Below are 24,002 nucleotides of genomic sequence, written 5' to 3'. Positions count from 1 at the left end.
GCGCCCGTTATAAACGGACGCTCCACTTTATTTATCGTCATCTTTATATGCTTCTTCTAAATCCTGTTCTGCCACATCATTCAGCGTTTCAGGATCACCAGGCGCTCGATTGACTGTTCGTTGTGCATCGTCATCGACTACTTCATCAAGCGTGTCAGGATCGCCGGGTGCCCGTTCTTCGGTACGTTCGATATCTGCTTCAACCACACCTTCGAGTGAATTCGCCCGGGGTGTTTCCTCAACAACTACCTCGATGTCCCTCGCTACAACAGCATCAGCATTTTCCTCCGTTATCGGAGCATCCGCTGCGGCTCGTACCGTATAGCCATTCGGTTCTTGAGAGGAACTTGTCTTTTCTTTTTTCCCTTTATCTTTCATACTCTTCACTTTGTTTTTTAGCTGGGAAGTTTTATCTGAGACTTTATGAGTAAGATCTTTTGACTTTTCTTTTGCTTGATTAGCTTTTTCTCCAATATCTTCTCTAAGTGCTTTTCCTGACTTTGGAGCAAGAAGTACGCCTGCCGCAGCTCCGACAGCTCCTCCGATCACAGCGGCCGTCGCAGGCACTTTTACTTTATCAAGCAGCGATTTATCATTGTCCTGCACTCGAATAACCTCTCTCTCCCGATCAACAGGCGTAAGGTTATTTTCAGTATTAGCCGGAAGACGAGGTTCGGTATGAACATCGATCACTTCTCGATTTTGACTCAATTCAATTCCTCCTTAAGTCTGTTCGTCTCCGCTTTGTTTAACTTCCACTTTCTCCATAGCGCCATCGCTGTGTTACTCCACCTAACAACTTCAGAAATTTTGTCTGATCTCTGACTCACTTCATTAGAAACGGTTTGCGTTGTATCCTGCAGATCATTATTTACCGCCTTCAAAGAGTCTCCCATTTCTTTTACAGCTTCAAACGTTGGATCCAGCGCATTTGACTTATCCTGGATGTCTTCAGCTAACAAGTTGGTCTTATGAAGCAAGACTGTCGTTTCCTTTGTGATTCCATCTAATTGAGTTTGTAAGTTATCTACTGTTTCAGCTGTATGATTTAACGTATCTTCTGCTGATTTTAATACTTTCACTAGGAAATAAGTAAGTACAGCAAACGCAATAGCAATTACTGCAACACTAACGGGTATTAACCAATCCATTTTGTTACCTCCTTATTATGTCTTATTATTTGGCTATATAAGTTAATACCCGTTTGTCCTGAAATTATGCATTGGAATGTATTACTGTTATTTTACAGATCATTATCTAAAAAACGTTACAACCAATTCCTGCAGTTTTGAAAAAAGGGAGTGGTCACGTCCGCTTCCTGAAAGATTCTCGCTCAGGCTTAAGCTTACACCCCTGTAGTACCATTCCTGCATATCTCGCCCTCTGTTAAACTTTTCCCATACCTTCTCCCCCAGCTCTTGATAATCCTCATAAATAGTCTGCAGGTTATGGAGTTTGTCAGCGCATGCAACGAGTTTCACTTCAAGGGAAGCAGTTTTTAAATAGTTGATCGTATGTATTTTTCTTTCTTCCCATGGAAGAGATTTATCCGGTTCGGAACATCCCTCTACAATACTGGAAACCCTTTTACCAAAGAGCTCTTCTATCTGCTCTAAAGTAAATTCAGTGTCTTCCACTACATCATGAAGTATTCCAGCAGCGGCTACTTCATCATCGCACCCAGCTTTTAACAAATACATTCCAACTGTAAACGGATGCGAAATATATGGAATATCAGTAACTTTTCTATACTGTCCATCATGTGCTTTAGAAGCAATTTGAATGGCCTTTTCAATGATCATAGCCCTTTTCCTCCCGCTCGTGTTAATCAAAAAAACTGACTCAAAGAAGGTTAGACATCTCTACACATTATTTTTAAATAAATTACAGTGTCAATGAGAGTATCTTCCATTAGAGTCAGCTTTTCAAATGATTTAGTTATCCATTTCAAGCAATTTTTTCTGAATCCAGATTGCAGCCTGAGACCCGTCCCCCATGGCAGTGGATACGAGTTCAGAGTGAGCGACTACGTCGCCGGCAGCCCAGAGGTTTTCTACACTGGTCATTTTGGTCCTCGGATCAATCACGATATGCTTATTTTCAAACCGCTCTATCCCCAGCTCTTTGATAAGGCCAGATTTCACTTCATTACCGCCAAATGCAACGAAACCACGCTCGCCTTCCACGGTTTCACCATTTTTTAACTCAACACCTAAAAAAGTTCCTTCTTCTTCCGTGATTACTTTCGCTATTTTTTGATCAATGTACCGGATGTTTTTTTCTTTTAGTTTTCGAGCAGTTTTTTCGTCTAGCTCTACAAGTTCATGATTTACGTAGATGAGATCATCTGTCCAATAGGAGAGCGTGATCGCCATATTTGCACCAACGTTTCCCGACCCCATCACTACTGTTTTTCGATCGGAAACCTCATAGCCGTCACAATCAGGACAAACATATACCGTCAATCCAAGACATGGAACAATGTTAGGGATCGGAGGAATTCGGTCCTTCACTCCTGTTGCAAGGAGCATGCACTTTCCTTTATACTGTTCGCCGTTTTGATCAGAAACAACAAAATGACCGGAGTTATCTTTGTTAACCTGTTCTACTCTGGCTTCCCGGAACGCAACATCCAGCTCTGTTGCCTGCCGTCTTCCTAACTTTCTCAGATGTTCACCACTGACACCATCAGGCCATCCTAGAATATTATGGTAACTCCGGCAAAGAGTGGAACGCCCGTCATCAGAATCGATCACCAGTATATTTCGTTTATATCTGCCAAGTTGAATCGCAGCCTGTAATCCTGCGATTCCACCCCCTACTATTATGCAATCATAAGTCATTATGGCAGCCTCCTTTGGAAAACCTCTACCCATTAGTATCTCTCAACAAACCAATCAGATACTTTTCCTTACTAACTACTTGTTTTCCTTCTTTTTAAAGGCTGTACGTTTAAATATGTTATTGTACGCCAGACCCACTCCATCGGTCCCTGGGAAAAAGACTTGAGCCAGAAAGTACTATACAAAATTTGAATCGAGAAGATCACCACAACAAACAAGCAGCCTGTCAGTGAACTGATCTTCCCATAGAGCCCAATGCCATAACTGTAAAAGATGAAAGTGCTAATGATCGACTGGAAAAGATAATTCGTCAACGACATCCGGCCAACCTTTTTCAAACCCGAAAACACTCTCTTCATCCTGCCTGCATCTTCAAGCAATACAACAGCTACAATATAGCTTAAAGCAAGAAGTGGGCCCCCGATACTATCCTGTAAAAATTCCACTCCGCTCCCAGAAAGCAAGTAAGGCGAAAGCTTAATCGGAAGTCCGATTGCAATTGACCAGATAAGTACAGCCTTTAAAGCATTTCTATCTCTGTATTGATAATGGATTATTTTTTTCTTTGCAAAATATGCTCCGAACAAAAAGAGCGGAAAAATAGATAGAATAATAAAGAAGAAGTAAAATCCTCCATTTACATAAAGCCAGTCGTGGATTCTCTGTATCGTAATGTCCGCATAAGAACCAGAACCATAAACCTGGATCGATTGTTTAATCTCACTTTCCTGCTGGTAGTTCCCATCCCCCTGTGTATATACGTCATTCATTACCAGCAGGCCGGTTAATAAAAAAGACGGAATAAGCCATAATCCCATCGCAAGGTAAAACAGAACCTTTTCCCTTACCCTAAGAAATAATATAAGCAGGGTTCCTGCGGCAGCATAAGTGATGAGAATATCTCCATGCCAGATTAAAAAAGCATGTACTATTCCAAACACCAATAATGCAAGCAGTCTTCGTAATGCGACCGGCCAGAACGCAACTTCTTTTTGGCGTGCTTTTTCAAAAAAGAGAATCATCCCAAATCCAAATAAAAACGAGAACAGCGGATAAAAACTTGCCTGAGCAAAAACATCAATGAAGAAAACAGTAACTTTATCAGTTGTTGTTTCCCACCACATATCTTCGTCTATGTATAACCAGGGAGAGTGGAAATCAAGCATGTTTACAAAGAAGATTCCCAAAAGAGCCAATCCTCTCATCACATCGATCGATTCTATCCGCTCCTTTTCTGTTGTCGGAACCAGTCCGTCTCTTCGAATCACAATATCTCCTCTTCCTTTAGGAAAGGTTTCCCTTACTATTTTCCATATATTAATAATAACTGTCCTTCCTGGAAAAGGGAAAGTAGGACACCAAATAAAGAAAACCCACCGATTGCCTTTAGGGGCAGACGGAGTCGTAGCTGCTCCTAGAGCTATATTCCTAAACTTTTCACCGACGTGTAGCCCATCTTTGCTAAAAAAATATACTTCCTTATACGGTAAATAAGACCCGTTTTGGGTCATGAAAAATACTATAAAAGCCTCTCTATTTTTCTTTCAAGCAGTCTCATTCCTCTGTCCCCGGATTGAACATGATAAAGCTTACCTTCATGATCAAACAAATAATAACTCGGCACGTTCCGATTACGAAATTCATCGGTTACAGCATGATCATTATCGATCAATACAGACTGCGTCATTCCAAGATCCCTGACTGTTTTTTTTACCAGATCGATATCAAGGTCTTTGTCTGAACGGGGCATATGGACCGAAACGATCTCTAGCTGATCAGCATAACGGTCCCGAAGTTGATTAAACTGCTCCATCGAACGCTTACACGATCCGCAGCTCACAGACCAAAAATGGATAATAGATGGTTTACCTAATAAATATCTTTTATCAATTCTGCCATTTAGCCAGGCAGATTCTCCGATAAGTTCTGGCATTCTTTCTCCCACTCTCATCAGCGCCCACTCCTAATCTATTGTTTTGGAAAATGGATTTCCTGCTACGGTATATATATTCGATTCCAACAAGTTGGATACTGTTTTAGCGCTAAACGTGTTAAAAACATAGGTCACGTGTGATGTGCATCACGAACAAACGACATAAAACATATTACACTTTAACCATAGAAATAATAGATTGGAGGACTAAAGATGGAAGCGATATTTTCGAGCACCACCAAAACAGGGGACATTGTAACACAATTACCTGCTGCAAGCGGAATTCTAAAAGAATATCGTATTGATTTTTGTTGTGGAGGAAACAGGCCGATAGGTGAAGCCATAAAAGAAAAGCAACTTAACGAACAAGAAGTTCTTAATAAATTAAATCTCGTGTATGCTAATACACAAAACAAACAAGAAAAGAATTGGAAGGATGCGCCTTACTCCCAGTTGATAGACCATATAATCAATATGCATCACGCCTACCTAAACGCAGTTTTGCCTGAGATCAGCGGATATGTAACAAAGGTCCTTCGTGTACATGGAAGGAATCATCCAGAGTTAAAAGAGGTACACCAACTTTTCCACAACCTGAAGCTTGAACTTGAACAACATACCATCCAGGAAGAAACTGACACATTTCCATTAATAAAGCAATATGAGAAATCCCGTTCAGCATCCTTGTTAAAGATATTAAAATACGGTATCGGCGATCTGGAGACAGAACATGAAACAGCTGGCTTTTTGTTAAAAAGATTAAGAGAAGTCACCAGGGATTATCAAACCCCTGAAGGAGCATGTATGACCTACCAGCTCACTTATAATAAGCTAGAAGAGCTCGAAGCAGACTTATTTGAACATATACACCTGGAAAATAACATCCTTTTCCCTGCCTTGCTCAAAGAAGACGAAAATTCAGCGCCCAGCGAATCTTGACGCCCGGAAAAGTTTAGAATATAAACGCATTCCATGATAAATAACAAATCTGCTATTAACAAAAAAAAGAGAGGAGCTCCTCTCTTTTTTGTATTCTTTATGTTAAATACATATATATACCAAGTATGCCTAAGAAAATGAAAGTGCTTACGACATAGATAAAAGAAATTGTCAGCGTATTTTTCTTCGAGCGGTTCATATAATCCCTATCACTTTTGCCGCCGATCATTAGTGTGCCGACGAGTGACATAATGACTAAAAAGACAATAACGATAATGGCAAAGGTTTGCATGATTAATCCTCCCTTTCATTTTTATCGCTCGCATTAACCATAATACCCGCGATTTGCGAGAGCCTTGCAAAGAAGAGCTCCCTGATTGTCCCATCCATTTCAACTTCATCCAGCGCTTCTCTCATGCAGCGAAGCCATGCTTGTGCCCTAACAGGCGTTATTTCAAACGGCATGTGCCTTGCCCTCATTGCAGGAGGTCCAAACTCTCGGCTATACAGGGGCGGCCCCCCTAAAAGCTGGGTCAGGAACATTTTTTGCTTTCTCATGATTTCATTCATATCTCCGTTGAACAGAGGGCTCAAAAGCGGATCAGAATAGACCTTTGGGTAAAACGCCTCTACCAACTGTTGAAGCGATCTTTCACCGCCGATTAAGTCATACGTTGTCTGGCTGGTTATATCCATATAAGCCACCTTCTTTTATATTACTTCTTGTTTCAATTTAACTTTAGCAAAGAATTTCAAATGAAAGTGTGATACAAATCACACTTATTATAACTCCTCAGGTTTTGTCCTTCCTGTCTCGATTTTTTTTGGTCTGCTCATCCGGAAATAGAAGAAGCATATTCTTTCATATTAACTTTCCCATCGATTATAATATTTAGTGATACGAAATAATAATCACAAGAAGGTGTTTTTATCCAGACAGAAAAAAGAAACCTTGCCATCATGTGGTTCGCCAATTTTTTTGTAGCGGCAAGCGCCACGATGGTTATGCCTTTTTTACCGTTATACATCGAAACATTCGGCAATTATTCTGATGCATATGTCCAAAAATGGGCAGGATTTATTTTTGGGGTCACTTTTTTAGTTGCTTTCTTTGTCTCTCCATTATGGGGAAGGTTCGGAGACCGCTACGGCCGTAAGAAAATACTTGTTACTACAAGTGCAGGAATTGCAACGAGTATTTTTCTTATGGGATATGTCCATTCCGTAGAGCAGCTTTTTCTACTTCGGTTGTTTATGGGGTTTGTGACAGGCTTTATTCCTACTTCTCTCGCATTTATTTCTGCACAAACTCCCAAGAAAATTGCTGGTAAGACGCTTGGCACCCTGCAAACTGGCACTGTTTCAGGTTCCCTGCTCGGACCAATCATCGGAGGGGCCCTTGCAGACTCAGTAGGATTTACGTACACATTTATTTTAACGTCCAGCGTCATTTTGTTTGCTAGTGTACTAGTATTATTCGGGACGAAAGAAGTTGTTGTAGAGAAAAACCATAAACAGCAGCCTGAGGAAAACTATTCGATGAAACAGGTACTTCGCCATGTTTTCTCTAAACCTGTGCTCGTTACTGTTATGAGCATCGCCATGTTGATCCAAATTGCAAACTTCAGCATCCAACCGATATTATCCCTGTATGTCACTCAATTAAACCGCGCTGAAAATATAGCTTTTCTTGCCGGAATCGTTTTTTCTATTACAGGACTCGGGAATTTGCTGGCAACCAGAAAATGGGGGAAGCTAGGGGATCGCATCGGCCATGAAAAAATCTTGCTTGTTCTTTTAATTCTCGCTGCCGTCTTTTTCATACCTCAGGGATTTGTTACGAATCTCTGGCAGCTTGTTATTTTGCGATTCTTGTTTGGCATCCAGCTTGGCGGACTGATCCCATGTATGACAGCTTACATTCGCCAGGCTGTACCGCTATCTATCCAGGGAGAAGTACTGGGCTATAACGTAAGCCTGAGATTCCTCGGTAATGTGATCGGACCAGTCCTTGGAGGGATCCTGTCCGGTATTGCTGGAATCTCTTCCGTATTTTTCATTACCGGAACGCTGTTTATCATAGGGGCCGGGTTATTATTTACCGCTTTAAAGGCAGCACCGAAATTAAAAGAAACCGCAGACTATTAAATATGTAGATTCATACAATAACTAACAAAAAGGCTCTCCGCAACTATTGCGGAGAGTCTTTTACATAAAGAGCTGAACGCCTGCATACCATGCAGTCTGCACTAGATTCTATATTTTTTTTGCGAAGCAGTTGAATGATCGCCTTACCATCACTAGGACTTCCATCAGGAAAATCCATCGGAAGAACAGCAAAGAAAAGAACGTAAAACGAAAAGTAAACAAATTGATATAAAAACCCGTTCGCCGGAATGATACTAGAGTATATAAAAACATATATCACGCTGATGCTCATTAGATTAAAGAGGAAACCTCCCGTATAAATCCAAACTTTCGATTTAACGGTCTCATTCGCTAACTCACTATATTCGCAACCTCCAAACCAGAAATAGAACAACCTCACTTCTATCGGTCCTATGGTAAGGATGGGTTTTCCGCATCCTAACACAATCTTTGCTTTTTTACCGCCATAAAACCTAATATAGGTGTAATGCCCTAACAAATGTATAAATGTAACGAGAGGAAAAATAACGAAAAATGCCTGGACAAACCTAACAAAATCAATACCGAACATTGTACTTCCTCCCTTTCTTGGATGTGATTAATAAAGTATGGAAGTACAATACCCGGCGGTTTCCTCGTTATACCATTATTTTTGTTACATTTCAGTTACTTCTATTTCATTAATCAAGCTCCAGTTTAATTCTTTCAATGTCCGTCGAGTTGCCGCTTACTAGAAGCCGGTCGCCTGGATGCAGCGTCGTATCCCCATGCGGGATAACTACTTTTCCGTTTCGATAAATATGGAGTATTAACGCCTCTCCTAAAAATGCCAATCGTGTAATCGGAGTCTGATCGTATTTTGCATGATTGACCGTTACTTCTTTTATCGTTTTGTTATGCTGTGTAATTAATTGGACCAATCCAGGATTATCAACAAGCGCTTTCAGAAGCGTTCGGGTTGACGATAAAGTGGAGTACACAATGAAACCTTCTTCATCTAGTTTGCGATGGTACGCTGGATTTTCAATCTTCATAACGATACTTGAAATCCCAGCTTCTTTCGCATGTTTTCCAAGTCTAATATTAATGCTATCTTCATTTGAAGCAATGATAATCTTATCTGCCTTAAAAGCATCTTTTTGATCTAAAAGCGGAATGGTTAGCTCTTTCACTTCAATGACAGGAAATTCAGTGGTAACCTCTTTTGGCTGTTCTGTGCTATACAGCCTCACAACTGATTTTTCCTCTGCTAAATCGCGCGCCACATACACCGTAGCTTCATTTGCCCCTATAATCGAAATTTCCGGACTCTTTTGCAGAAGAGCAGGAAACATTCTTGCAAATGCAACTGGTGAAATCAAGCAGGTTAAGATCGATACCAAAATAATCGCGCCATTTAAAACCTCACTGATCACCCCTAGCTCAAGTGCGATAGCTGAAGCGGCGATAACGAGGCTAAGCTTAGATGTTATCAAAATCCCGGTTCCAAGCGTTTCTTTCCAGGAAAACCACTTTTTAAGAACTAAAGACGGAACAACCTTTGCCACATACATAAATAAAAGCAGAAGTGGCATCAACAACAGAATTTTCTCATCCACAAACAGTTCCCAGATATCCAACTTAACTCCGACCATTACAAAAAAGATCGGAATGAGGAACCCAAAACCAAACGAATCTAGCTGATGGACGAACTCTTTTTTAGGGGACAGCAACGATACGATCACACCAGCAAGAAAGGCGCCAAGGATATTTTCTGCACCGATCGACTCCGAAAGTGCCACAAACAAAAGGATAAGCGCAAATACACCTCTTGTGCCAAGCTGAACTGTTCCTTTTAAAAGATTATCAAAGAGTTCAATATTAAAATACTTTCTAATCAAGCGATATGCTAAAAATACAGCCAGGAATAAAACGAGCAACAACAAAACCTTCAACCCTTTTTCGTCCCTGAACATAGCATAGACTGTCAATAGGATCATGGTTGAAAAATCAGCAATGACAGTCACTAAAAGAATAATCTGTCCCAGTGTCCCTTCCGTAAGCTTCTTTTCTTTTAAAACAGGGACGACGATACCAAGAGAAATAGTGGATATAATCAACGTCATTAAATATGGATCCTTTATAAGTCCAAACAGAACTAATAAATAGGAAAGTGCAAGCGATACAGCAAAGATTAGAAAGAAGATGACGAATGCGATTAACAAAGGATTTGGAACCCCTTTTAAACTGTTTTGCTTTTTCTTCTCAAAGGCTGTAAAGTCAATCTCCAGGCCGCTGATAAACATTAAAAAAATAAACCCAAGCAAAGATAACAGTTCAAGCCAGGGATCTTCTGCTATAATGTTAAATCCGCTTTGTCCAATAATCAGCCCTGCTATTATCTCGGCTATCACGACCGGGATAAAGCGCAGCTTAAATCTTTGTAAAATGATCGGGATAAAAAATGCTATCCCAACAACCACCATTAAGGAAGTTAAGGAATGTTGTTCCAATTCTTCACCTTCTTTTAAATCTGTTACCTATTAGAATACAAAAGTATAGAAAAAATTGATAGCATCCAGGGTTAAACTTTAGTAAAATCCTTACAGAAATAATCATAAGTTTTGAAACCATACCGACGGTAGTATCGTCTTGGTTGTTAGAAGGGGCGACATAAGGGGGAAAAAGTGGAAGTGCCGGCAAATATTCCACCGAACAACGAGGAAATTGATTTATCTGATAAAGACAGTGCTCTAGAACACATTATGAATGAATATGGCGAAAGCGTTGTTTGGCTCGCTTTCAATTATTTAAAAGATAAGAACAAAGCTGAAGATGTAGCCCAGGATGTCTTTGTGACATGTTACACAAAATTGGACACCTATAAGGGAGACGCATCACTAAAGTCCTGGATTCTACGCATAACAGCAAATAAGTGCAAAGATATTCTTAAAAGCTGGTCATACAAAAACATCACATTCGCTCAGAATATTTTGGATACCTTCAAAAGAAAAGAACCTACTCCTGAAATGGAATTGATGGGATCGGAAGAAAATAATGAACTGGCAAAGAACCTGTTGGCTCTTCCAGTTAAATACAGGGAAGTCCTGTTTTTACATTATTTTGAGGAATTAAAAATACATGAGATCAGCGTCCTCTTAAAAGTAAAAGAAAACTCAGTTAAAACACGGCTTCGCAGGGCAAGGATGCTGTTGAAGGAGATGTATGAAGGGAGTGAAGAAGATGGAAGAAAGGCTTAAAGATCTACGAAAACGTATGACTGATACGAAAGCTGTTCAATTTACAGGCGTTCATAAAGAAATGGTGCGCCGAAAGCTTAACCAAACGGAATATGAAGATCAAGGCTCTCGGAAAATCTTCTCGCTTTCTTTTTCGGCATTGCTCAGTTACGCAGTTTGTTTCTTATTGCTGATCGGGGCAGGATATTTCAGCATAGAACAGGCAGGTATTTTTAATGATAAAACAACAGGATCTAATGAAGCTTATCAAGAAGAACTTTATTATAAAATCTCTACCTCCCCGGACTATCTCGACGGTAAACCCGGGGAAATCCTGGATAGCCATGTAAAGCAATTAGCTGCAGTCTTCATGCAAGATCTGAAAAACTGGAAAATCATCGATCGGAATGCACGATATGCTGGTTTTAAAGCAGTGCTTATCAAAGGCTCCTACGAATACCCAGGAGATCCTGTTACTGAATTTGCAAGCTGGATCCACCCAGCCACCGGTATCCCAATTCATACCGAGCTATACAATAAAGACGGAGATATGATAAATGAATTAAATACTGAATCAGATTGGATTAAGGAGGCGATTAGGTCTGGAAAGAAAACATCTAAAAAAGATGATCTTTCAACATTAGAACATAGGCTTGCCTACAACCGATAGCAGAGGCTATCGGTTGTACTTTTTTCCTTTAACCGTTCTAGAAGAGGTAATTTCCCACTTATTATCCTTAACTGTGATTTGATAAGCAATGTTTGACCCGTCAGCCTTTTTTTCCAAAACGAGTCCTTTTTTTCCGTTCTTATGTAAGAATACATATGGGATTACATCTCCCACTGCCTGCTTGTTTTGAATTTTGGCTATCATATCCATCAAGCCAGGATAACGGTCTATATTTTTATGCAGGTCATCGCGCATCAGTTGTTCATAATTTCCTAAAGCAAATCCTGTTGTTGAGCTGATTTCATTAATTATTTCCGATCGGAATGACTCTAAAGACTCGTCTGCCTTTTTCTTAAACTTTTCCTGTGATTCATTTTGCGGGGATTGAAAAGTGCCAGTATTTCCATCAGCAGTTATCGATTGTGCGGTGAAACCAAGACTTCCTGCCAGTAATCCTCCAGCGAGTATAACGCTTATTTTCTTTTTCATCGTATCCTCCCGTTTAATTAGAATGATAGATTGAATATGCATCCCAATCCTGATAACTTGTCCCATCATAAAAACTTGCTTTTGCAAGAGATTCTGAGTAATAGGATCCAGCCCCGGCATTATAGCTTGTAACAGCAGTGTATGCATAATTCGTTCCAACTCTGGAATTTCGATTCGATTTGACCAAAACATCATTTTTATAAAGCCACACGCTTGCACTTATCGCTGAAGCCACCGCAGAACTATTGCTAGTTGATGTTGCCTTCACATCTCCTCCCGATGTTGAATACATGTAGTTAGAAGACGTAACTGTTCCGGATGCTCCTACCCCGTATCCAATTCCGAACATCAGAAACAAAAAAAACAAAACTCCACTGACCATTGTCCATCTCTTTTTCATTATGCTTCCTCCTTTCACTTCAGTTATTATTTATTACGGCTAAATGGCAGAAAAGTTTCACAAGTATTTGGAATTATTTTGTAAAATAAAAAAACATGCGGGCATAAGCCGCATGCAGTCAGTATGCTATTGTCGCCACTCTCTTTAAAAGCCGCTTGATCGAACGGTTTGCTTCTCTTAAAACAAGGCCTTTATCCACTGTATTTAGCTTCCTATTTTCCATGACTACTTTTCCGTTAATAATGGTAGATTCAACATCAGCTCTTGTAGCTGAATACACTATTCTTGATATCGGATCTATATCGAATGAAGGATACACATGGAAGTCATTTAAGTTCAATATAGCAATGTCCGCTTTCTTTCCTGTTTCAATACTTCCGATTTGATCTTCAAGCCCTACTGCTTTTGCTCCGCCTATTGTAGCCATCTGAAACACTGTTCTGGCATCCATCGCTGTTGGTCCATGCACAGGCTTTTGGATAATAGCAGCCAATCTCATTTCATTAAACATATCCAGGTTATTGTTACACGGAGCCCCATCTGCCCCGAGGCTCACAAAAGCCCTGCTGTCTAACAGTGATGGAACTTCTGCTACACCGGATGCAAGCTTTAAGTTAGAGCCCGGGCAGTGGCTGACTTTTATGCCGCGTTCTTTAATGATCCGTTTTTCTTCTTCATCAAGCCAAACACAATGGGCGAGAATCAGCCTCTCATTTGCAAGGCCGATATGATCTAGATAGACAACATTTCGCATTCCATGTTCTTTTTCTACCAGCATAATTTCATTAACATTCTCTGAGGCATGGGTATGAACCCTTACGTTATATCGGGCCGAGAGATCACGGACAGTTGTAAGCAAATCTTGCGTACAGGAAACAACGAACCTGGGACTAAAAGCGTACTGGATTCTTCCCTGATCATAACCGTTCCACTTTTCCAGAAGGTCAACGCTCTGCTGGATCGACTCGATCGTATTTTCCCTTAGTAATATAGGGACCTCACTACCCTTGTCCATCATCACTTTCCCTGAAAGCGCCCGGATTCCACTTTCTGCAATAGCGGTAAATGCAGCGTCTGTATGATTAACAGTCTCCATATCAACAACCGTTGTTGTGCCGCTTTGAATCAGTTCGCCAATCCCTAGCATGGCAGAATAATAACTTGATTCCTCATCATGAGAGGCTTCCAGCGGCCATATCTTTTGTTTCAGCCAATCCATTAGTTCTAGATCGTCAGCCTGCCCCCGAAAAAGGGTCTGGCAAAGATGAATATGTGTCTGAACAAACCCTGGAATAATCGTCCGGTTTGTTGCATCGATCACTTTTTCAGCATGATATGAAAGGTTCTGCCCTATTTCGATAATCCGATCATCTGTAATGTAAATATCTCCCGTGACAATATCTTCATTCTGATTCATCGTTATTATCTCGGCATTTTTTATCAGAATACTGCTCATAGAACCCCTCCTCTGAGCGTTTTTGTTTTGGCAGTGCTTTTATGGCCATATGCTAGTACAAGGGTTTTATAAAATTCGATCGAACGCTTATAAGCATCGATGTCTACCCATTCATTCGGCTGGTGAGCCAATTTTTCATTCCCTGGACCGTATATTAAAGTCGGTATTTTGCTTCTCGGATTGAGGACAGCGGCATCAGTATAATAAGAAACTCCATAACAACTGGAGGTTTTTTCATTCTTAATAGATAAAGCTGTTTGAATCAAAGTTTCTGAAGGATCGGTCATAATCGAAGGACGGTCTAACACTTTACGTATCTTATATTGAAAAATTTCGTTTTTTACCATTAACATACTGAGTTCCCTGTTTAGTTCAGCTATTAATGCTTCATGAGACTGTGGAGGAACCGACCTGATATCGACTCTCATAGTACATCGGTCTGGTATTACGTTCGTTTGGACTCCACCTTCAATCATTGTAACGGCCAGGCTGCTCTCACCAAGTGGATACTTTTCTATCTTCCAGTCAATTTTAAGTCTGCCCAGTAAACCGATGATGGAAGCCATATGATCTATAGCATTGATTCCCTGTTCAGGCATCGATCCGTGGGAGGTTTTCCCAAACGTTGTGATCTCAAGCCACAATGCTCCTTTATGTCCAATCACCACTTTTTCATTTGTTGGTTCTCCTATTACAAGGGCATCGATCCTGCGGTCATCATTATCTTCAATAAACGCTCTTGCACCACAGCTATCCACTTCTTCTCCTGCAGTCGCCAGAAAAGTAACGGAAGCTGCCGGAACTTTCTTTTCAAGATATAGGGATTCTATGGCTAGATACATGGCCGCTAAACCGCTCTTCATATCAGAGGCCCCTCTGCCATATATTCTTCCTTCTACAACTTCACCGGAAAACGGGGGATAATCCCATTCTGCCTTTCCGGGAGAAACCGTATCCATATGGCCGCATAAAAACAGTTGTTTTGTTCCACTCCCCTGGAGCGTCACTTCGAAATTACTTCGATTCGGTTCAAGATAATTCACCTTATATGGCAATCCTTTTTCTTTGCATCGTTTCACAAAAACTTCTGTTACCCTGTGTTCGTTGCCAGGCGGATTTGAACTGTTTATTTTAAGAATCGTTTGAAGAAATTGAACAGCATCCATCATTCGGCCCCTATGACTTGCATTTTCAATGAGGTCACCTTCCACCCGTTTACAGGAGCCATGTCCTGCGAACAGGTCGTACATGCCACAACGACATCTTCAAGGGCTTTGAACCTTACGTAGTCCCCTGGCTTTGACAGAGGTTCCTCGATCTTATAATCCCCCAGATCATCCAGCACATTGTTCATGAATAGATTGATCGGATCCGGTATCACTGCAGGATAAACATCATACTTTTTTAATGCTTTCTCAATGTTATCATGGCAGTTTGGATGATCATCTACATTGAAATCAACTTTGTAACGGTAATAATCACAGGCCGGAAAGAAGAAATCATGCTTCCCAACGGTATCCGCCATAAGCTGCATCAAAGGCCGGCGAATATTGCTGTAAAGCATATCCCCTGGCTTAATTCTTATGCTGCTTAACGATGCTCTCATATGGACAGGAGAAACATGTTCTTTCGGGTCATTGTAATTAAAGCAGACAAAATCACCGACCTGTTTCCCCTCAACATCAATCACAATAAGCTCTTCGCCTTTTCGTACAAGAGTACTTCTCCCTTCATAAGGCGGAATAATGATTTCCTCTCGAATTCTTTCTTTTTTAAAAACATTCTCCATGCTAGCACCCTCCTTTGCGTATTCTAAGGTCAGGCTGAAAATCTAATCGCTTCTATTCAAGAAAAACGGCCACAGCCCTGACAGGCGATCCTGTTCCTTTTCGAATTCGAAGCGGCAGCCCAAAGTATAAAAAGCGCATGCCGGCAACCTTATCAAGATTACAAAGGTTTTCAGTATTCGTTATCCCGTATTCTCTGCATACGAGATGCCCAGAAAACTTTGGATCTTCCGGATGATCGATAGCGGGAGCATCGATGCCAATGTTAACGACCCCGTTTTCTGCCAGCCATTTTGCTCCGCTATAATCGAGGCCCGTGTACGTAGTTAACCATAAGTCAGTCCCATAAGATCTGTTGTAGTGGCCGGTATATAACAGCACAATATCCCCTTTATGCAAAGTTTGATTTGAACGCCGTAATGCAATCTCCAAATCATGGCTGGTTATGTAATGATCAGTCGATATATGGGAAAGATCCAGGCAAACCGCCGGCCCATAAAAATATTCAAGCGGCATTTCATCGATGAATTTTCCGTTCGGGTCGTATTCATAGGTCGCATCACTGTGAGTTGGCCCGTGTTCATTGATCAAGAGATTGTTTGTGGCAAATCCGAAACCGATTTGCTGTTCGCTTTCTTCATGGCTGATGTTAGGGAAAATCATCGTCTTTTGATGTAAGGGGAAAACTGGCATCCCCTGATAGATTTCCTGTGAAAGGTCAACAAGTTTGACTCCCATGCTGCACCTCCTTACCTATTAAACGATCGTTGGGATAACCTCAAATTTGTTAACATCGATTAAGCCCATGTCTGTGATTTTCCACTTAGGGCTTGTAACAAGGGACCAGAACGATAAATGCATGAACGGTACATGGATACCGCAGCCAAGTACTTCTTTTGCAAGCCTCGACAGCTCTGAAACTCTTTCACTCATCTCTTTTCCTGTTAATTCATCTGTCATCAAACCACCGATTTTTAACGGCAGGTCACCGACAACTTTGCTGTCCTTGATCATCGCGATACCACCGTTCATTGCAATTACTCGATTCACCGCTGTTACCATATCTTCATAGTTAGTGCCTGTGACGATAATATTATGTGTATCATGGGCAACACTTTCCGCTATCGCACCGCTTTTCAGGTCAAAGCCGTGAAGAAATGTTTTTCCAATTTTACCAGTTCGGCCATGCCTCTCTATCACAAGAAGCGGCAATACATCTTGCTGCAGGCAGGGTTGAACTATTCCTTCTTTCACGTTTAACGTAAACTCTTTTCCCCCCGTTAAGTTTTGATCAGGGATAGCCTCGATTGCCCGGACACGTGCCCTGCTGCCAGAAGCAGTAATAGCGAGTTCTTCTTTTGTAACAGGTTTCCGTTTTACCGAGTTCTTAACATGTTCGGCATAAATATAAGGAGCGATATCAACGGTGAGCTCTCCTTTTTCAGCAAACTTTTTCCCGCCTAGATATACCTGATCGACCGTCATCTCGGTTAGATCACTTATCACCGCAATATCAGCCCTTTTCCCGGGAGCAATCACGCCGACATCTTTAAACCCAAAATGAGTGGCAGGATTGATCGTTGCCATTTGTATTGCTTCAACAGGGTCGATCCCTTCAGCGATGGTACGCCGTATAATATCGTTCATGTGACCGTACTTCAAAAGATCTTCAGGAACCATGTCATCCGAAACCAGGATAGCCCTTCTAGAATCAAGCCCCTCTTCTGTAATGGCCCGGATGCAATCTGCCATATTCCGTTGTGAAGAACCTTCCCGCATAAATACGCTTACTCCGTATCGAAGCTTTTCGACTGTCTCCTCTTTTGTGGTTGTTTCGTGGCAGGACACATGGGTGCCTCCACTTATTATATGTGCAGCAAGCTCTTTCCCGAATAGGCCAGGCGCATTCCCTTCTACTGTTTTACCGATACTGTTTGCATACGAAACAGCCGCTACCAGGTCATCGATGAGTTCAGGGGCATGGTCATATACAGGTTTGATGTTACTGAAGCTTTGTATCTCTCCGATTCCCTGTACATAAGGATCCGGAAGTAAGTCTTTCATATCTTTTGAATTCACATCATAGCCGGAAGTTTCCAGTCCCGGTGCATCCGGAACAGCACACGGAACCGTAAAGCGAATTCGATTGGGAAGGGTCTTCGCCTCTTCAATCATCGCTTTCATCCCCTCTACTCCCAGGACATTTCCGATCTCATGGGGATCACCGATCAATGTAGACGTGCCCGTCGGAATCGATAACTTGGAAAATTCCGTGCAGGTCAGCATCGCACTTTCAAAATGCATATGTGAATCGATGAAACCCGGGCTTACAAATTTCCCTCTTATATTTTCAACAGTAGTCTTCGGGCCTACTAAATCTCCGGCATCACCAACCATTAAAACGTGCTCCCCCTTGACCGCTACATCAGCTTGATAAATTTCGCGAGTGATTACATTGATGAAATAGCCGTCTTTTAACACGAGGTCAGCGTATAGATTAGGGTCTAGCAATACATCGATCATCTTCCTCATTTGCAAAGCTTCCTTGATCCTGGTTGCGTCCATTTTTTAACCTCCCAGTGTCTCTCCTTCTAAACTGTCAATGATGCCAACAATCGCTGCATCGATCGGCGCATCTTTATTATGTACAGCTCGTGAGGCCATACTTCCCATAACGTAGATCACCTTTTCACCAATACCCGCTCCAACTGTATCAACGGTAATAATGGGGTTCGACAATACACTGCCATCAATGTTGATAGGCTGCGTTATTAATAGTTTTGTGCCGACAAGGTTCTCATCTTTTCTCGTGGCAGTTACGCGACCGACCACTATTCCCATTAGCATATAATCTTCTCCTTATTCTGTAATTATCGCGATATTAAGCTCTTTTGCAGTATCCTTTGCAAGCGGTGTGACAATTGTGTTCTTAGAAATGAAAATAACTGATTCTCCTTGCTGGTATGCAAAACGAATGGTTTCCTCGGTCACCAGTGTTTTACTGTTTTCCTTTTTCAAGTCTATTTTGTCTTGATAGTCTACAAGGATAACGCCAAAACTTTTTAATTCTATTAGCCGCTTGTTTAACTTGCCCTTTAAAGCAGTTGCCCCCTTATCCATCCCCTTCATTTTCCAAATCGGATGGAATGGATCTGCTCCTGCCCTTAGAGCGATGACTTTTTTTCCAGCAAGCAAAGCAGAAAGGATGATACGTACCAAAGGCCTCTGTTCATTTAATGCCAAAATATCTGACACCAGTGAAAATGATAGAACAGGTAACAAGACCGTATCCAGTTTGTGAAAAGGAATCTCCTGCACTTCATTGTCTATCTGTACCTTCTCGGCTCCTGTCAGCCTGAGAATCTCTTGCTTCTCATATTGCTCCAGTACCGCTTCTTCGAGTACCACATTAAGCATAGCGTTATCCTTGATAGCTTTTAAGTAAGAAAAACCTGGTTCCATTCCAATCAAATGAGAGGTTAATAGAGCCAGGACAAAAGGTTTTTGTTGTTGGTCGGCACTGCCGTTACGGTTAAGCAACAGCTGCAGAGTATGCTCCATCATCGCACTCTGCTTTTTGTTGCCCATGTTTATTCACCTTTCGTTTTAGATAAGATAGCGCGCTCGATTTCACTGTGAGGTCTAGGGATTACATGGACAGAAACCAACTCCCCAACACGGCTCGCAGCATCTGCACCAGCATCCGTTGCAGCTTTAACAGCGCCAACATCGCCTCTTACCATTACGGTCACAAGCCCGAACCCTACTTTTTCATAACCGCAAATTTCAACATTCGCCGCTTTTACCATCGCGTCTGCCGCTTCCACCGCACCTACTAACCCTTTTGTTTCTACTAGTCCTAACGCTTCACCCATCGTTTTTCCTCCTCGTGTTTTTGTTAATGTTCATCTCGATTATCCGTTTGCTCATTTGTTTCTGGAGTGGTGTTACCCTCGGTTATATCCGTCACTTGATTTTCAGGAGGCTTGAGTTTAAATTTAGGAAGCAGCTTTCCCGCTACTTCATTGTGCGCTCTTGGTATTACATGTGCTGAAACAACCTTGCCTACTCGTTCAGCAGCACCTGTCCCTGCATCCACCGCCGATTTTACAGCTGCAACATCACCGCTGAAATGAATAGTGACACCGAGATATCCATCCACACCGATTACTTTTTCTATTCCGACTATCTCAACATCTGCGGCTTTTACTGCAGCATCCGCTGCAGAAACAGCCGTTAAATAACCAACAGTTTCAATCAATCCCAATGCATACAACCCGGCTTTCCTCCTTTCGCCAGTCACTTAACTAAAAATTTGAAGAAAGCTCATCTGACCCTGTCGGCATCCTTTTGAAGTTCATCCGAAACCTTTATAACAAGGTCATAGTTCCCGTGCAAAACGAGATAATGCTTTTCAATTTTATATCCGAAGTTTTTCTCACCTGTTCTTTTAAACAACCGGTCCATCAGTAAAACACTGGTATAATAGTCAACACCTTCAATTACTGCTATCCCGTTTACCGGAGTTTTCAGGTCCAGCTGCTTTGTCAACCAGGGACTGGGAGAAAGAGCATTGTGTAGCTTCAAAGTTTTATAAGAATTCTGGGATAGCTTTTGAAATAATCCTTTCGTTACCTTCAAAAGCCTTTCCCTATCCTGGTCATATAACTCAAGGAGAAAACCCCCTTGATTGTCTTTATCCCATGTCAGGTAGTATTTAAGGGAAGCATACTCTCTCATCACTTCATTAACTAAAAATAATTGCCCGACAGTACATTCTGAGGAGGTTATAACTCCGACTGAGCATGTTTGGGCAGCTCTCTGAAAGGCACCTTCGAGCTGGGGGTGTATCTCTGAAAAGAGCCATGCCTTCACACCATCCCTTGATCGGCCTATGAATTGACTGCTTTCATTCGAAGACAGGTATCTCGGGACTTGCCTTTGATGCCCTCGAGTTGTAGAACTCCCCTGCACAAGGGACATCGTTTGTAACGCCGCGAGCGGACCTTCCACAAATTCTCTAGAGACCTCTGGCTTTTCGAAAGTTTTACCGGTTGGACGCGTATCACCAGGGGTAGTATAGTTACTGTTTACCTTCTCTGCCTTCCCTACTGATAACCTTTTCTTTATCCGGTCCCGCTGATAATTAGGACGTTTAATCCCCGGAATCTCCTGTTTCCTTTTGTCAGTCGACACTGTGACTGCAGGCTTTGGCGGCCTCTGGTCTCCCCTTTTATTAAGCGGATTTTCTTTTGGTTTTTGGTAAGGCTTTAAAACTTCTTCCACCACATTTTTCATAAATTCCGACACACCTCATTCACCTCCATTACAAAATCTTGCTGAGTTCAGAATGCGGACGAGGAATGACATTAAAAGAGACAAGTTCTCCACCCGTTTTGTTAGGAGCCATCCTGCCAACTTCCACCGCTGCTGTTACAGCAGCAACATCGCCCTCAACAATAACGGTGACTAAGCCCGAGCCTACCCGTTTCATATCAACTAAACTAACATTGGCTGCTTTTGCCATTGAGTCAAGCGCTTCTATGGCTGCTGTTAAGCCCCTGGTCTCTATCATGCCGATTGCTTTCATTGTTATCCTCCCCCATCAAATCGCCTTGTTTATAAATAGTCTTCCAGATTAATCTCGAATGGAACTGAAGTCCTTTTAAACATCTCTTCCTGACCAAGCGGATAGGTTGCGTCAATACCCATCTTGGCAGTGACTCCTCGTAAATTATGGGAGGATTCAAGAGGAGACCCTTTTCCGCCGGGTACAATAAACACGTCATTGTCTGCCTGTACTCTTGTAGCAACTGCCCATTCCACATCTTCTGAGTCAAAAATATCTACATCATCATTCACCACGACGACATGCTTCAAATCTTTATCGCTGGCAAACGCTGCGAGTGCAGCCTGCTTTCCGTCTCCTTCAGTCTTTTTTTCGATTTGTATCACTGCATGGTACCTGGCTACTCCCCCCATCGGTATATGTACGGCTTTAATAGAAGGAACAACCTGCCTTACGGTACTGAACAGGGTGGCTTCTCTTACTAGAGCCATCGGCAGTCTCTCTTCATAGCTCGATGGAAAAATAGTCTGGTTGATCGCATTATCACGGAAAGTTACGGCAGAAAATTCAACGACTGGCTGCGGTGAACGGAAGCCATAATAACCGGCCAGTTCACCAAACGGACCTTCCATCTCTCTTTCATGAGGAAGCATCCGGCCCTCCAGAACGATTTCAGCATCTGACAGAACCTCCAGATCGATGGTTTTGCACTTAACAACATCGAGGGACTGGCCCAACAGCGCTCCTGCAACGTCAAGCTTGTCTGTATGGTATAAATGAGTGCTTATTTGTGAACTTAAAACAACAGCAGGGACCACGCCGAACATAACTGCGACTTCCATCGGCTCTCCCAGCTTTTCAAACTGCGCATACTGCTCTTGCAATTCCGGAGAAGTAATTAAAATGTTTGTTCTGTTTCCGCCAAGGTATTGCATTCTTCTTATCGAAGTGTACCGTTTACGCCCCGACAGGTCCTTTACAACCAATATGCCAGACACATAATAAGCTCCCGAATCGTCTGCATGAAAAGTTGGGATCGGAAAAAGGTCTAGCAAATCAAATTTTCCAGTTACGACATTCTCATGGACAGGTCCTGTTTCTTTGAGAGTGGTTTTGATCGGATTCACGATAGAGTCTATGATTTTTGGAACAAAATCCGACGGAGAAATTCCGATGCTGTCAGCTAAAAGCTCTCTGTCCCCTCCGAGACCGGCGGCTAACGATGACTGATATCCTTTAATCTTTTCAAACAGAAAAGGCTGTGCCCCATTTTTAGCGTTAATGATTGCGCCTAATTCATAACGGGGATCGACTTCCCGTTTTACTCGATATAACAGCCCCCTGTTTTCCCAATCGTCCAATAATCCCCTCATGGTCACAGGATTCACGCCTTTTCCCCCCATCGTTCCAATAGACTGTGGTCGATCCCGAGCATATCCAGTATGCGTGCTACCATAAAGTTTGCGAGTTCCCAGATCTCTGTCGGCTTATGATAAAAACCCGGTGAAGCTGGCATGATACACACCCCCGCCTCGGCAAGGCTCGTCATGTTTCTAAGATGAATCAAGTGAAACGGTGCTTCTCTTGGTACAATGATAAAATTCCGTTTTTCTTTCATCACTACACTTGCAGCCCTGCTTAACAGCGTATCGCCAACGCCGTTTGCTATAGCTCCAAGTGTATTCATCGAACATGGAACAATCACCATCCCATCTGTTTGAAACGATCCACTTGCCACAGATGCAAACAAGTTTCGGTTGCTATGTATAGTGGCATATTCCTTCAGCTCCTCCATCTTCACTCCGCATTCAAATTGCATTACTTTTTCTCCCATCTCCGTTGCAATCACATGCGTTTCGATTCCTAATTGATGGAGGGCACGGATCAATGTATAACCATACAATGATCCGCTAGCCCCGGTAATACCCACTAAAATTCGTTTTCTCTTCTCTTTGCTAGACAACCTGTTCATCATGGGAGAATTTCTTTTTAGCTGCTTCTTTATATTGCTCTGTCGTTAAGATGTCCCCAAACAGATCGATGTCCCTTATACCAGAAGCATGCATGGAATCATCCTGATAAGCTGTTCCATCCGATATGCAGATAACGTTGTACCCGTGGTATAACGCATCAGACGCTGTGCTCCGGACACACACATTTGTCCAAACACCGGTAAGGACTACGGTGTCAATCTCTTCTTCGCGTAAAAACAGATCAAAGTCTGTATAGCTAAAAGCGCTATGGCGTCTCTTTTGAACCACATAATCTCCTTTGCTTTCATCCGGCTGTAATTCTGGTATAAACTCAGACCCCCATGTTCCTTTTATCGCATGAACCGGGCGAACCCTGAAGTCTCTGTCATTCTTTCTGTGGGCTTCCTGAATAAAGACGACCTGGATGTTTTGATCATGGGCAAAATCGACAAGCTCTTTAATTTTCGGAACAATCTTTTCACCGTTCTCGCATCTTAGTGCTGCTTTTTCTCCGATAAAATCATTAAGCATATCGATAATGACGACACAATGCTTCTTTCCTCTAAGTTCCATCCAA

At 42.0% G+C, this 24,002-nt stretch carries 30 protein-coding genes; 4 read left to right on the top strand and 26 right to left on the bottom strand.

Translation table 11 applies throughout. From position 1 onward, the window contains the following. Positions 1–27 precede the first annotated feature (27 nt). The 6 genes from FCL54_RS01230 to FCL54_RS01205 form a co-directional block, all read right to left on the bottom strand. Entirely contained in the window at positions 28–711 is a 684-nt protein-coding gene (locus FCL54_RS01230) for a YtxH domain-containing protein (protein WP_171016622.1), read from the bottom strand. Then, positions 708–1,151: a DUF948 domain-containing protein gene (locus tag FCL54_RS01225; protein ID WP_138122336.1), complete on the bottom strand. Its 444-nt coding sequence runs from the start codon at positions 1,149–1,151 to the stop codon at positions 708–710. The genes FCL54_RS01230 and FCL54_RS01225 overlap by 4 nt, the downstream gene beginning before the upstream one ends. Before the next feature lie 102 nt (positions 1,152–1,253). Continuing rightward, positions 1,254–1,802, bottom strand: a complete 549-nt coding sequence (locus tag FCL54_RS01220) for an HD domain-containing protein (protein ID WP_138122334.1) — start codon at positions 1,800–1,802, stop codon at positions 1,254–1,256. Between the two features lie 132 nt (positions 1,803–1,934). Next, a complete protein-coding gene (locus FCL54_RS01215; protein WP_138122332.1) occupies positions 1,935–2,843 on the bottom strand; it encodes an NAD(P)/FAD-dependent oxidoreductase in 909 nt (302 codons plus the stop codon). A 71-nt stretch (positions 2,844–2,914) separates the two neighbouring features. Beyond that, on the bottom strand, positions 2,915–4,111 hold the full coding sequence (locus tag FCL54_RS01210) for a DUF418 domain-containing protein (protein ID WP_171016621.1): 1,197 nt from the start codon (positions 4,109–4,111) through the stop codon (positions 2,915–2,917). Positions 4,112–4,362: 251 nt separating this feature from the next. Then, positions 4,363–4,794, bottom strand: coding sequence for a TlpA family protein disulfide reductase (locus FCL54_RS01205; protein WP_138122328.1), 432 nt, complete (start codon positions 4,792–4,794; stop codon positions 4,363–4,365). A gap of 195 nt (positions 4,795–4,989) precedes the next feature. Between FCL54_RS01205 and ric the strand changes: the two genes are divergently transcribed. After that, positions 4,990–5,715: an iron-sulfur cluster repair di-iron protein gene (gene ric, locus FCL54_RS01200; RefSeq protein WP_138122326.1), complete on the top strand. Its 726-nt coding sequence runs from the start codon at positions 4,990–4,992 to the stop codon at positions 5,713–5,715. A gap of 97 nt (positions 5,716–5,812) precedes the next feature. Here the strand turns inward: ric and FCL54_RS01195 are convergent, their stop codons facing one another. Both FCL54_RS01195 and FCL54_RS01190 read right to left on the bottom strand, forming a co-directional pair. Then, a complete protein-coding gene (locus FCL54_RS01195) occupies positions 5,813–6,007 on the bottom strand; it encodes a hypothetical protein (RefSeq protein WP_138122324.1) in 195 nt (64 codons plus the stop codon). Between the two features lie 2 nt (positions 6,008–6,009). Beyond that, positions 6,010–6,411, bottom strand: a complete 402-nt coding sequence (locus FCL54_RS01190) for a globin domain-containing protein (protein WP_138122322.1) — start codon at positions 6,409–6,411, stop codon at positions 6,010–6,012. 264 nt (positions 6,412–6,675) lie between these two features. On the opposite strand from FCL54_RS01190, the gene FCL54_RS01185 reads away from it, so the two are divergent. Beyond that, complete coding sequence (locus tag FCL54_RS01185; protein ID WP_138122320.1) at positions 6,676–7,863, top strand: MFS transporter; 1,188 nt, start codon at positions 6,676–6,678, stop codon at positions 7,861–7,863. A gap of 43 nt (positions 7,864–7,906) precedes the next feature. Here the strand turns inward: FCL54_RS01185 and FCL54_RS01180 are convergent, their stop codons facing one another. Together FCL54_RS01180 and FCL54_RS01175 are read right to left on the bottom strand one after the other, a co-directional pair. Continuing rightward, positions 7,907–8,434, bottom strand: a complete 528-nt coding sequence (locus FCL54_RS01180) for a hypothetical protein (protein ID WP_138122318.1) — start codon at positions 8,432–8,434, stop codon at positions 7,907–7,909. 109 nt (positions 8,435–8,543) lie between these two features. Further along, positions 8,544–10,355 carry a cation:proton antiporter family protein gene (locus tag FCL54_RS01175; RefSeq protein WP_138122316.1) on the bottom strand — a complete coding sequence of 604 codons (1,812 nt, stop codon included), beginning with the start codon at positions 10,353–10,355 and terminating at the stop codon, positions 8,544–8,546. A 174-nt stretch (positions 10,356–10,529) separates the two neighbouring features. On the opposite strand from FCL54_RS01175, the gene FCL54_RS01170 reads away from it, so the two are divergent. Beyond that, a complete protein-coding gene (locus tag FCL54_RS01170; protein ID WP_246055100.1) occupies positions 10,530–11,102 on the top strand; it encodes a sigma-70 family RNA polymerase sigma factor in 573 nt (190 codons plus the stop codon). Next, positions 11,086–11,751, top strand: a complete 666-nt coding sequence (locus FCL54_RS01165; RefSeq protein ID WP_171016620.1) for a helix-turn-helix domain-containing protein — start codon at positions 11,086–11,088, stop codon at positions 11,749–11,751. The genes FCL54_RS01170 and FCL54_RS01165 overlap by 17 nt, the downstream gene beginning before the upstream one ends. Before the next feature lie 6 nt (positions 11,752–11,757). Here FCL54_RS01165 and FCL54_RS01160 read toward each other — a convergent pair whose 3' ends face one another. From FCL54_RS01160 to FCL54_RS01085, 16 genes are all read right to left on the bottom strand, one after another. After that, on the bottom strand, positions 11,758–12,240 hold the full coding sequence (locus FCL54_RS01160) for a hypothetical protein (RefSeq protein WP_138122312.1): 483 nt from the start codon (positions 12,238–12,240) through the stop codon (positions 11,758–11,760). 13 nt (positions 12,241–12,253) lie between these two features. Further along, the gene (locus FCL54_RS01155) at positions 12,254–12,640 is read right to left on the bottom strand and encodes a hypothetical protein (RefSeq protein WP_138122310.1); all 387 of its coding nucleotides are present in this window, start codon (positions 12,638–12,640) and stop codon (positions 12,254–12,256) included. A 118-nt stretch (positions 12,641–12,758) separates the two neighbouring features. After that, positions 12,759–14,096 (bottom strand): 5'-deoxyadenosine deaminase, encoded by a 1,338-nt coding sequence (locus FCL54_RS01150; protein WP_138122308.1) that lies wholly within the window; start codon positions 14,094–14,096, stop codon positions 12,759–12,761. Next, positions 14,093–15,262: a M20 family metallopeptidase gene (locus tag FCL54_RS01145; RefSeq protein WP_138122306.1), complete on the bottom strand. Its 1,170-nt coding sequence runs from the start codon at positions 15,260–15,262 to the stop codon at positions 14,093–14,095. Before FCL54_RS01145 ends, FCL54_RS01150 begins: the two co-directional genes overlap by 4 nt. Further along, positions 15,262–15,885 carry a DUF1989 domain-containing protein gene (locus tag FCL54_RS01140; protein ID WP_138122304.1) on the bottom strand — a complete coding sequence of 208 codons (624 nt, stop codon included), beginning with the start codon at positions 15,883–15,885 and terminating at the stop codon, positions 15,262–15,264. The genes FCL54_RS01145 and FCL54_RS01140 overlap by 1 nt, the downstream gene beginning before the upstream one ends. A 52-nt stretch (positions 15,886–15,937) precedes the next feature. After that, positions 15,938–16,621 (bottom strand): cyclase family protein, encoded by a 684-nt coding sequence (locus FCL54_RS01135; RefSeq protein WP_138122302.1) that lies wholly within the window; start codon positions 16,619–16,621, stop codon positions 15,938–15,940. Positions 16,622–16,639: 18 nt separating this feature from the next. After that, a complete protein-coding gene (gene ade / locus FCL54_RS01130; RefSeq protein WP_138122300.1) occupies positions 16,640–18,448 on the bottom strand; it encodes an adenine deaminase in 1,809 nt (602 codons plus the stop codon). 3 nt (positions 18,449–18,451) lie between these two features. Then, complete coding sequence (locus FCL54_RS01125) at positions 18,452–18,730, bottom strand: EutN/CcmL family microcompartment protein (protein WP_138122298.1); 279 nt, start codon at positions 18,728–18,730, stop codon at positions 18,452–18,454. Between the two features lie 12 nt (positions 18,731–18,742). Next, positions 18,743–19,471 carry a hypothetical protein gene (locus tag FCL54_RS01120; protein WP_138122296.1) on the bottom strand — a complete coding sequence of 243 codons (729 nt, stop codon included), beginning with the start codon at positions 19,469–19,471 and terminating at the stop codon, positions 18,743–18,745. Between the two features lie 2 nt (positions 19,472–19,473). Beyond that, the gene (locus tag FCL54_RS01115) at positions 19,474–19,758 is read right to left on the bottom strand and encodes a BMC domain-containing protein (protein ID WP_138122294.1); all 285 of its coding nucleotides are present in this window, start codon (positions 19,756–19,758) and stop codon (positions 19,474–19,476) included. 23 nt (positions 19,759–19,781) lie between these two features. Beyond that, positions 19,782–20,159, bottom strand: a complete 378-nt coding sequence (locus FCL54_RS01110; protein ID WP_138122292.1) for a BMC domain-containing protein — start codon at positions 20,157–20,159, stop codon at positions 19,782–19,784. A gap of 50 nt (positions 20,160–20,209) precedes the next feature. After that, positions 20,210–21,193, bottom strand: coding sequence for a hypothetical protein (locus FCL54_RS01105; protein WP_138122290.1), 984 nt, complete (start codon positions 21,191–21,193; stop codon positions 20,210–20,212). 16 nt (positions 21,194–21,209) lie between these two features. Then, positions 21,210–21,473: a BMC domain-containing protein gene (locus tag FCL54_RS01100; protein ID WP_171016619.1), complete on the bottom strand. Its 264-nt coding sequence runs from the start codon at positions 21,471–21,473 to the stop codon at positions 21,210–21,212. A gap of 29 nt (positions 21,474–21,502) precedes the next feature. Next, positions 21,503–22,840: a UbiD family decarboxylase gene (locus tag FCL54_RS01095; protein WP_246055099.1), complete on the bottom strand. Its 1,338-nt coding sequence runs from the start codon at positions 22,838–22,840 to the stop codon at positions 21,503–21,505. Next, a complete protein-coding gene (locus tag FCL54_RS01090; protein ID WP_246055098.1) occupies positions 22,837–23,427 on the bottom strand; it encodes a UbiX family flavin prenyltransferase in 591 nt (196 codons plus the stop codon). Before FCL54_RS01090 ends, FCL54_RS01095 begins: the two co-directional genes overlap by 4 nt. Then, entirely contained in the window at positions 23,408–23,998 is a 591-nt protein-coding gene (locus FCL54_RS01085) for a cysteine hydrolase family protein (RefSeq protein ID WP_138122284.1), read from the bottom strand. The genes FCL54_RS01090 and FCL54_RS01085 overlap by 20 nt, the downstream gene beginning before the upstream one ends. Between the last annotated feature and the right edge of the window lie 4 nt (positions 23,999–24,002).

Source organism: Exobacillus caeni (assembly GCF_005747095.1).
Classification (GTDB): Bacteria; Bacillota; Bacilli; order Bacillales; family Guptibacillaceae; genus Exobacillus; species Exobacillus caeni.
Note: the sequence above shows the minus strand (reverse complement) of the source record. Positions and strands in the feature narration are given on the sequence as shown.

Bases quoted from the DNA above. Each gene is read 5' to 3' on its own strand.
- FCL54_RS01145 (WP_138122306.1), bottom strand. From the start codon at position 15,262: ATGGATGCTGTTCAATTTCTTCAAACGATTCTTAAAATAAACAGTTCA.
- FCL54_RS01215 (WP_138122332.1), bottom strand. From the start codon at position 2,843: ATGACTTATGATTGCATAATAGTAGGGGGTGGAATCGCAGGATTACAG.
- FCL54_RS01195 (WP_138122324.1), bottom strand. From the start codon at position 6,007: ATGCAAACCTTTGCCATTATCGTTATTGTCTTTTTAGTCATTATGTCA.
- FCL54_RS01135 (WP_138122302.1), bottom strand. From the start codon at position 16,621: ATGGGAGTCAAACTTGTTGACCTTTCACAGGAAATCTATCAGGGGATG.
- FCL54_RS01085 (WP_138122284.1), bottom strand. From the start codon at position 23,998: ATGGAACTTAGAGGAAAGAAGCATTGTGTCGTCATTATCGATATGCTT.
- FCL54_RS01120 (WP_138122296.1), bottom strand. From the start codon at position 19,471: ATGGGCAACAAAAAGCAGAGTGCGATGATGGAGCATACTCTGCAGCTG.
- FCL54_RS01165 (WP_171016620.1), top strand. From the start codon at position 11,086: ATGGAAGAAAGGCTTAAAGATCTACGAAAACGTATGACTGATACGAAA.
- FCL54_RS01150 (WP_138122308.1), bottom strand. From the start codon at position 14,096: ATGAGCAGTATTCTGATAAAAAATGCCGAGATAATAACGATGAATCAG.
- ade (WP_138122300.1), bottom strand. From the start codon at position 18,448: ATGGACGCAACCAGGATCAAGGAAGCTTTGCAAATGAGGAAGATGATC.
- FCL54_RS01185 (WP_138122320.1), top strand. From the start codon at position 6,676: ATGTGGTTCGCCAATTTTTTTGTAGCGGCAAGCGCCACGATGGTTATG.
- FCL54_RS01160 (WP_138122312.1), bottom strand. From the start codon at position 12,240: ATGAAAAAGAAAATAAGCGTTATACTCGCTGGAGGATTACTGGCAGGA.
- FCL54_RS01125 (WP_138122298.1), bottom strand. From the start codon at position 18,730: ATGCTAATGGGAATAGTGGTCGGTCGCGTAACTGCCACGAGAAAAGAT.
- ric (WP_138122326.1), top strand. From the start codon at position 4,990: ATGGAAGCGATATTTTCGAGCACCACCAAAACAGGGGACATTGTAACA.
- FCL54_RS01090 (WP_246055098.1), bottom strand. From the start codon at position 23,427: ATGATGAACAGGTTGTCTAGCAAAGAGAAGAGAAAACGAATTTTAGTG.
- FCL54_RS01155 (WP_138122310.1), bottom strand. From the start codon at position 12,640: ATGAAAAAGAGATGGACAATGGTCAGTGGAGTTTTGTTTTTTTTGTTT.
- FCL54_RS01220 (WP_138122334.1), bottom strand. From the start codon at position 1,802: ATGATCATTGAAAAGGCCATTCAAATTGCTTCTAAAGCACATGATGGA.
- FCL54_RS01100 (WP_171016619.1), bottom strand. From the start codon at position 21,473: ATGAAAGCAATCGGCATGATAGAGACCAGGGGCTTAACAGCAGCCATA.
- FCL54_RS01190 (WP_138122322.1), bottom strand. From the start codon at position 6,411: ATGGATATAACCAGCCAGACAACGTATGACTTAATCGGCGGTGAAAGA.
- FCL54_RS01180 (WP_138122318.1), bottom strand. From the start codon at position 8,434: ATGTTCGGTATTGATTTTGTTAGGTTTGTCCAGGCATTTTTCGTTATT.
- FCL54_RS01205 (WP_138122328.1), bottom strand. From the start codon at position 4,794: ATGAGAGTGGGAGAAAGAATGCCAGAACTTATCGGAGAATCTGCCTGG.
- FCL54_RS01140 (WP_138122304.1), bottom strand. From the start codon at position 15,885: ATGGAGAATGTTTTTAAAAAAGAAAGAATTCGAGAGGAAATCATTATT.
- FCL54_RS01225 (WP_138122336.1), bottom strand. From the start codon at position 1,151: ATGGATTGGTTAATACCCGTTAGTGTTGCAGTAATTGCTATTGCGTTT.
- FCL54_RS01115 (WP_138122294.1), bottom strand. From the start codon at position 19,758: ATGGGTGAAGCGTTAGGACTAGTAGAAACAAAAGGGTTAGTAGGTGCG.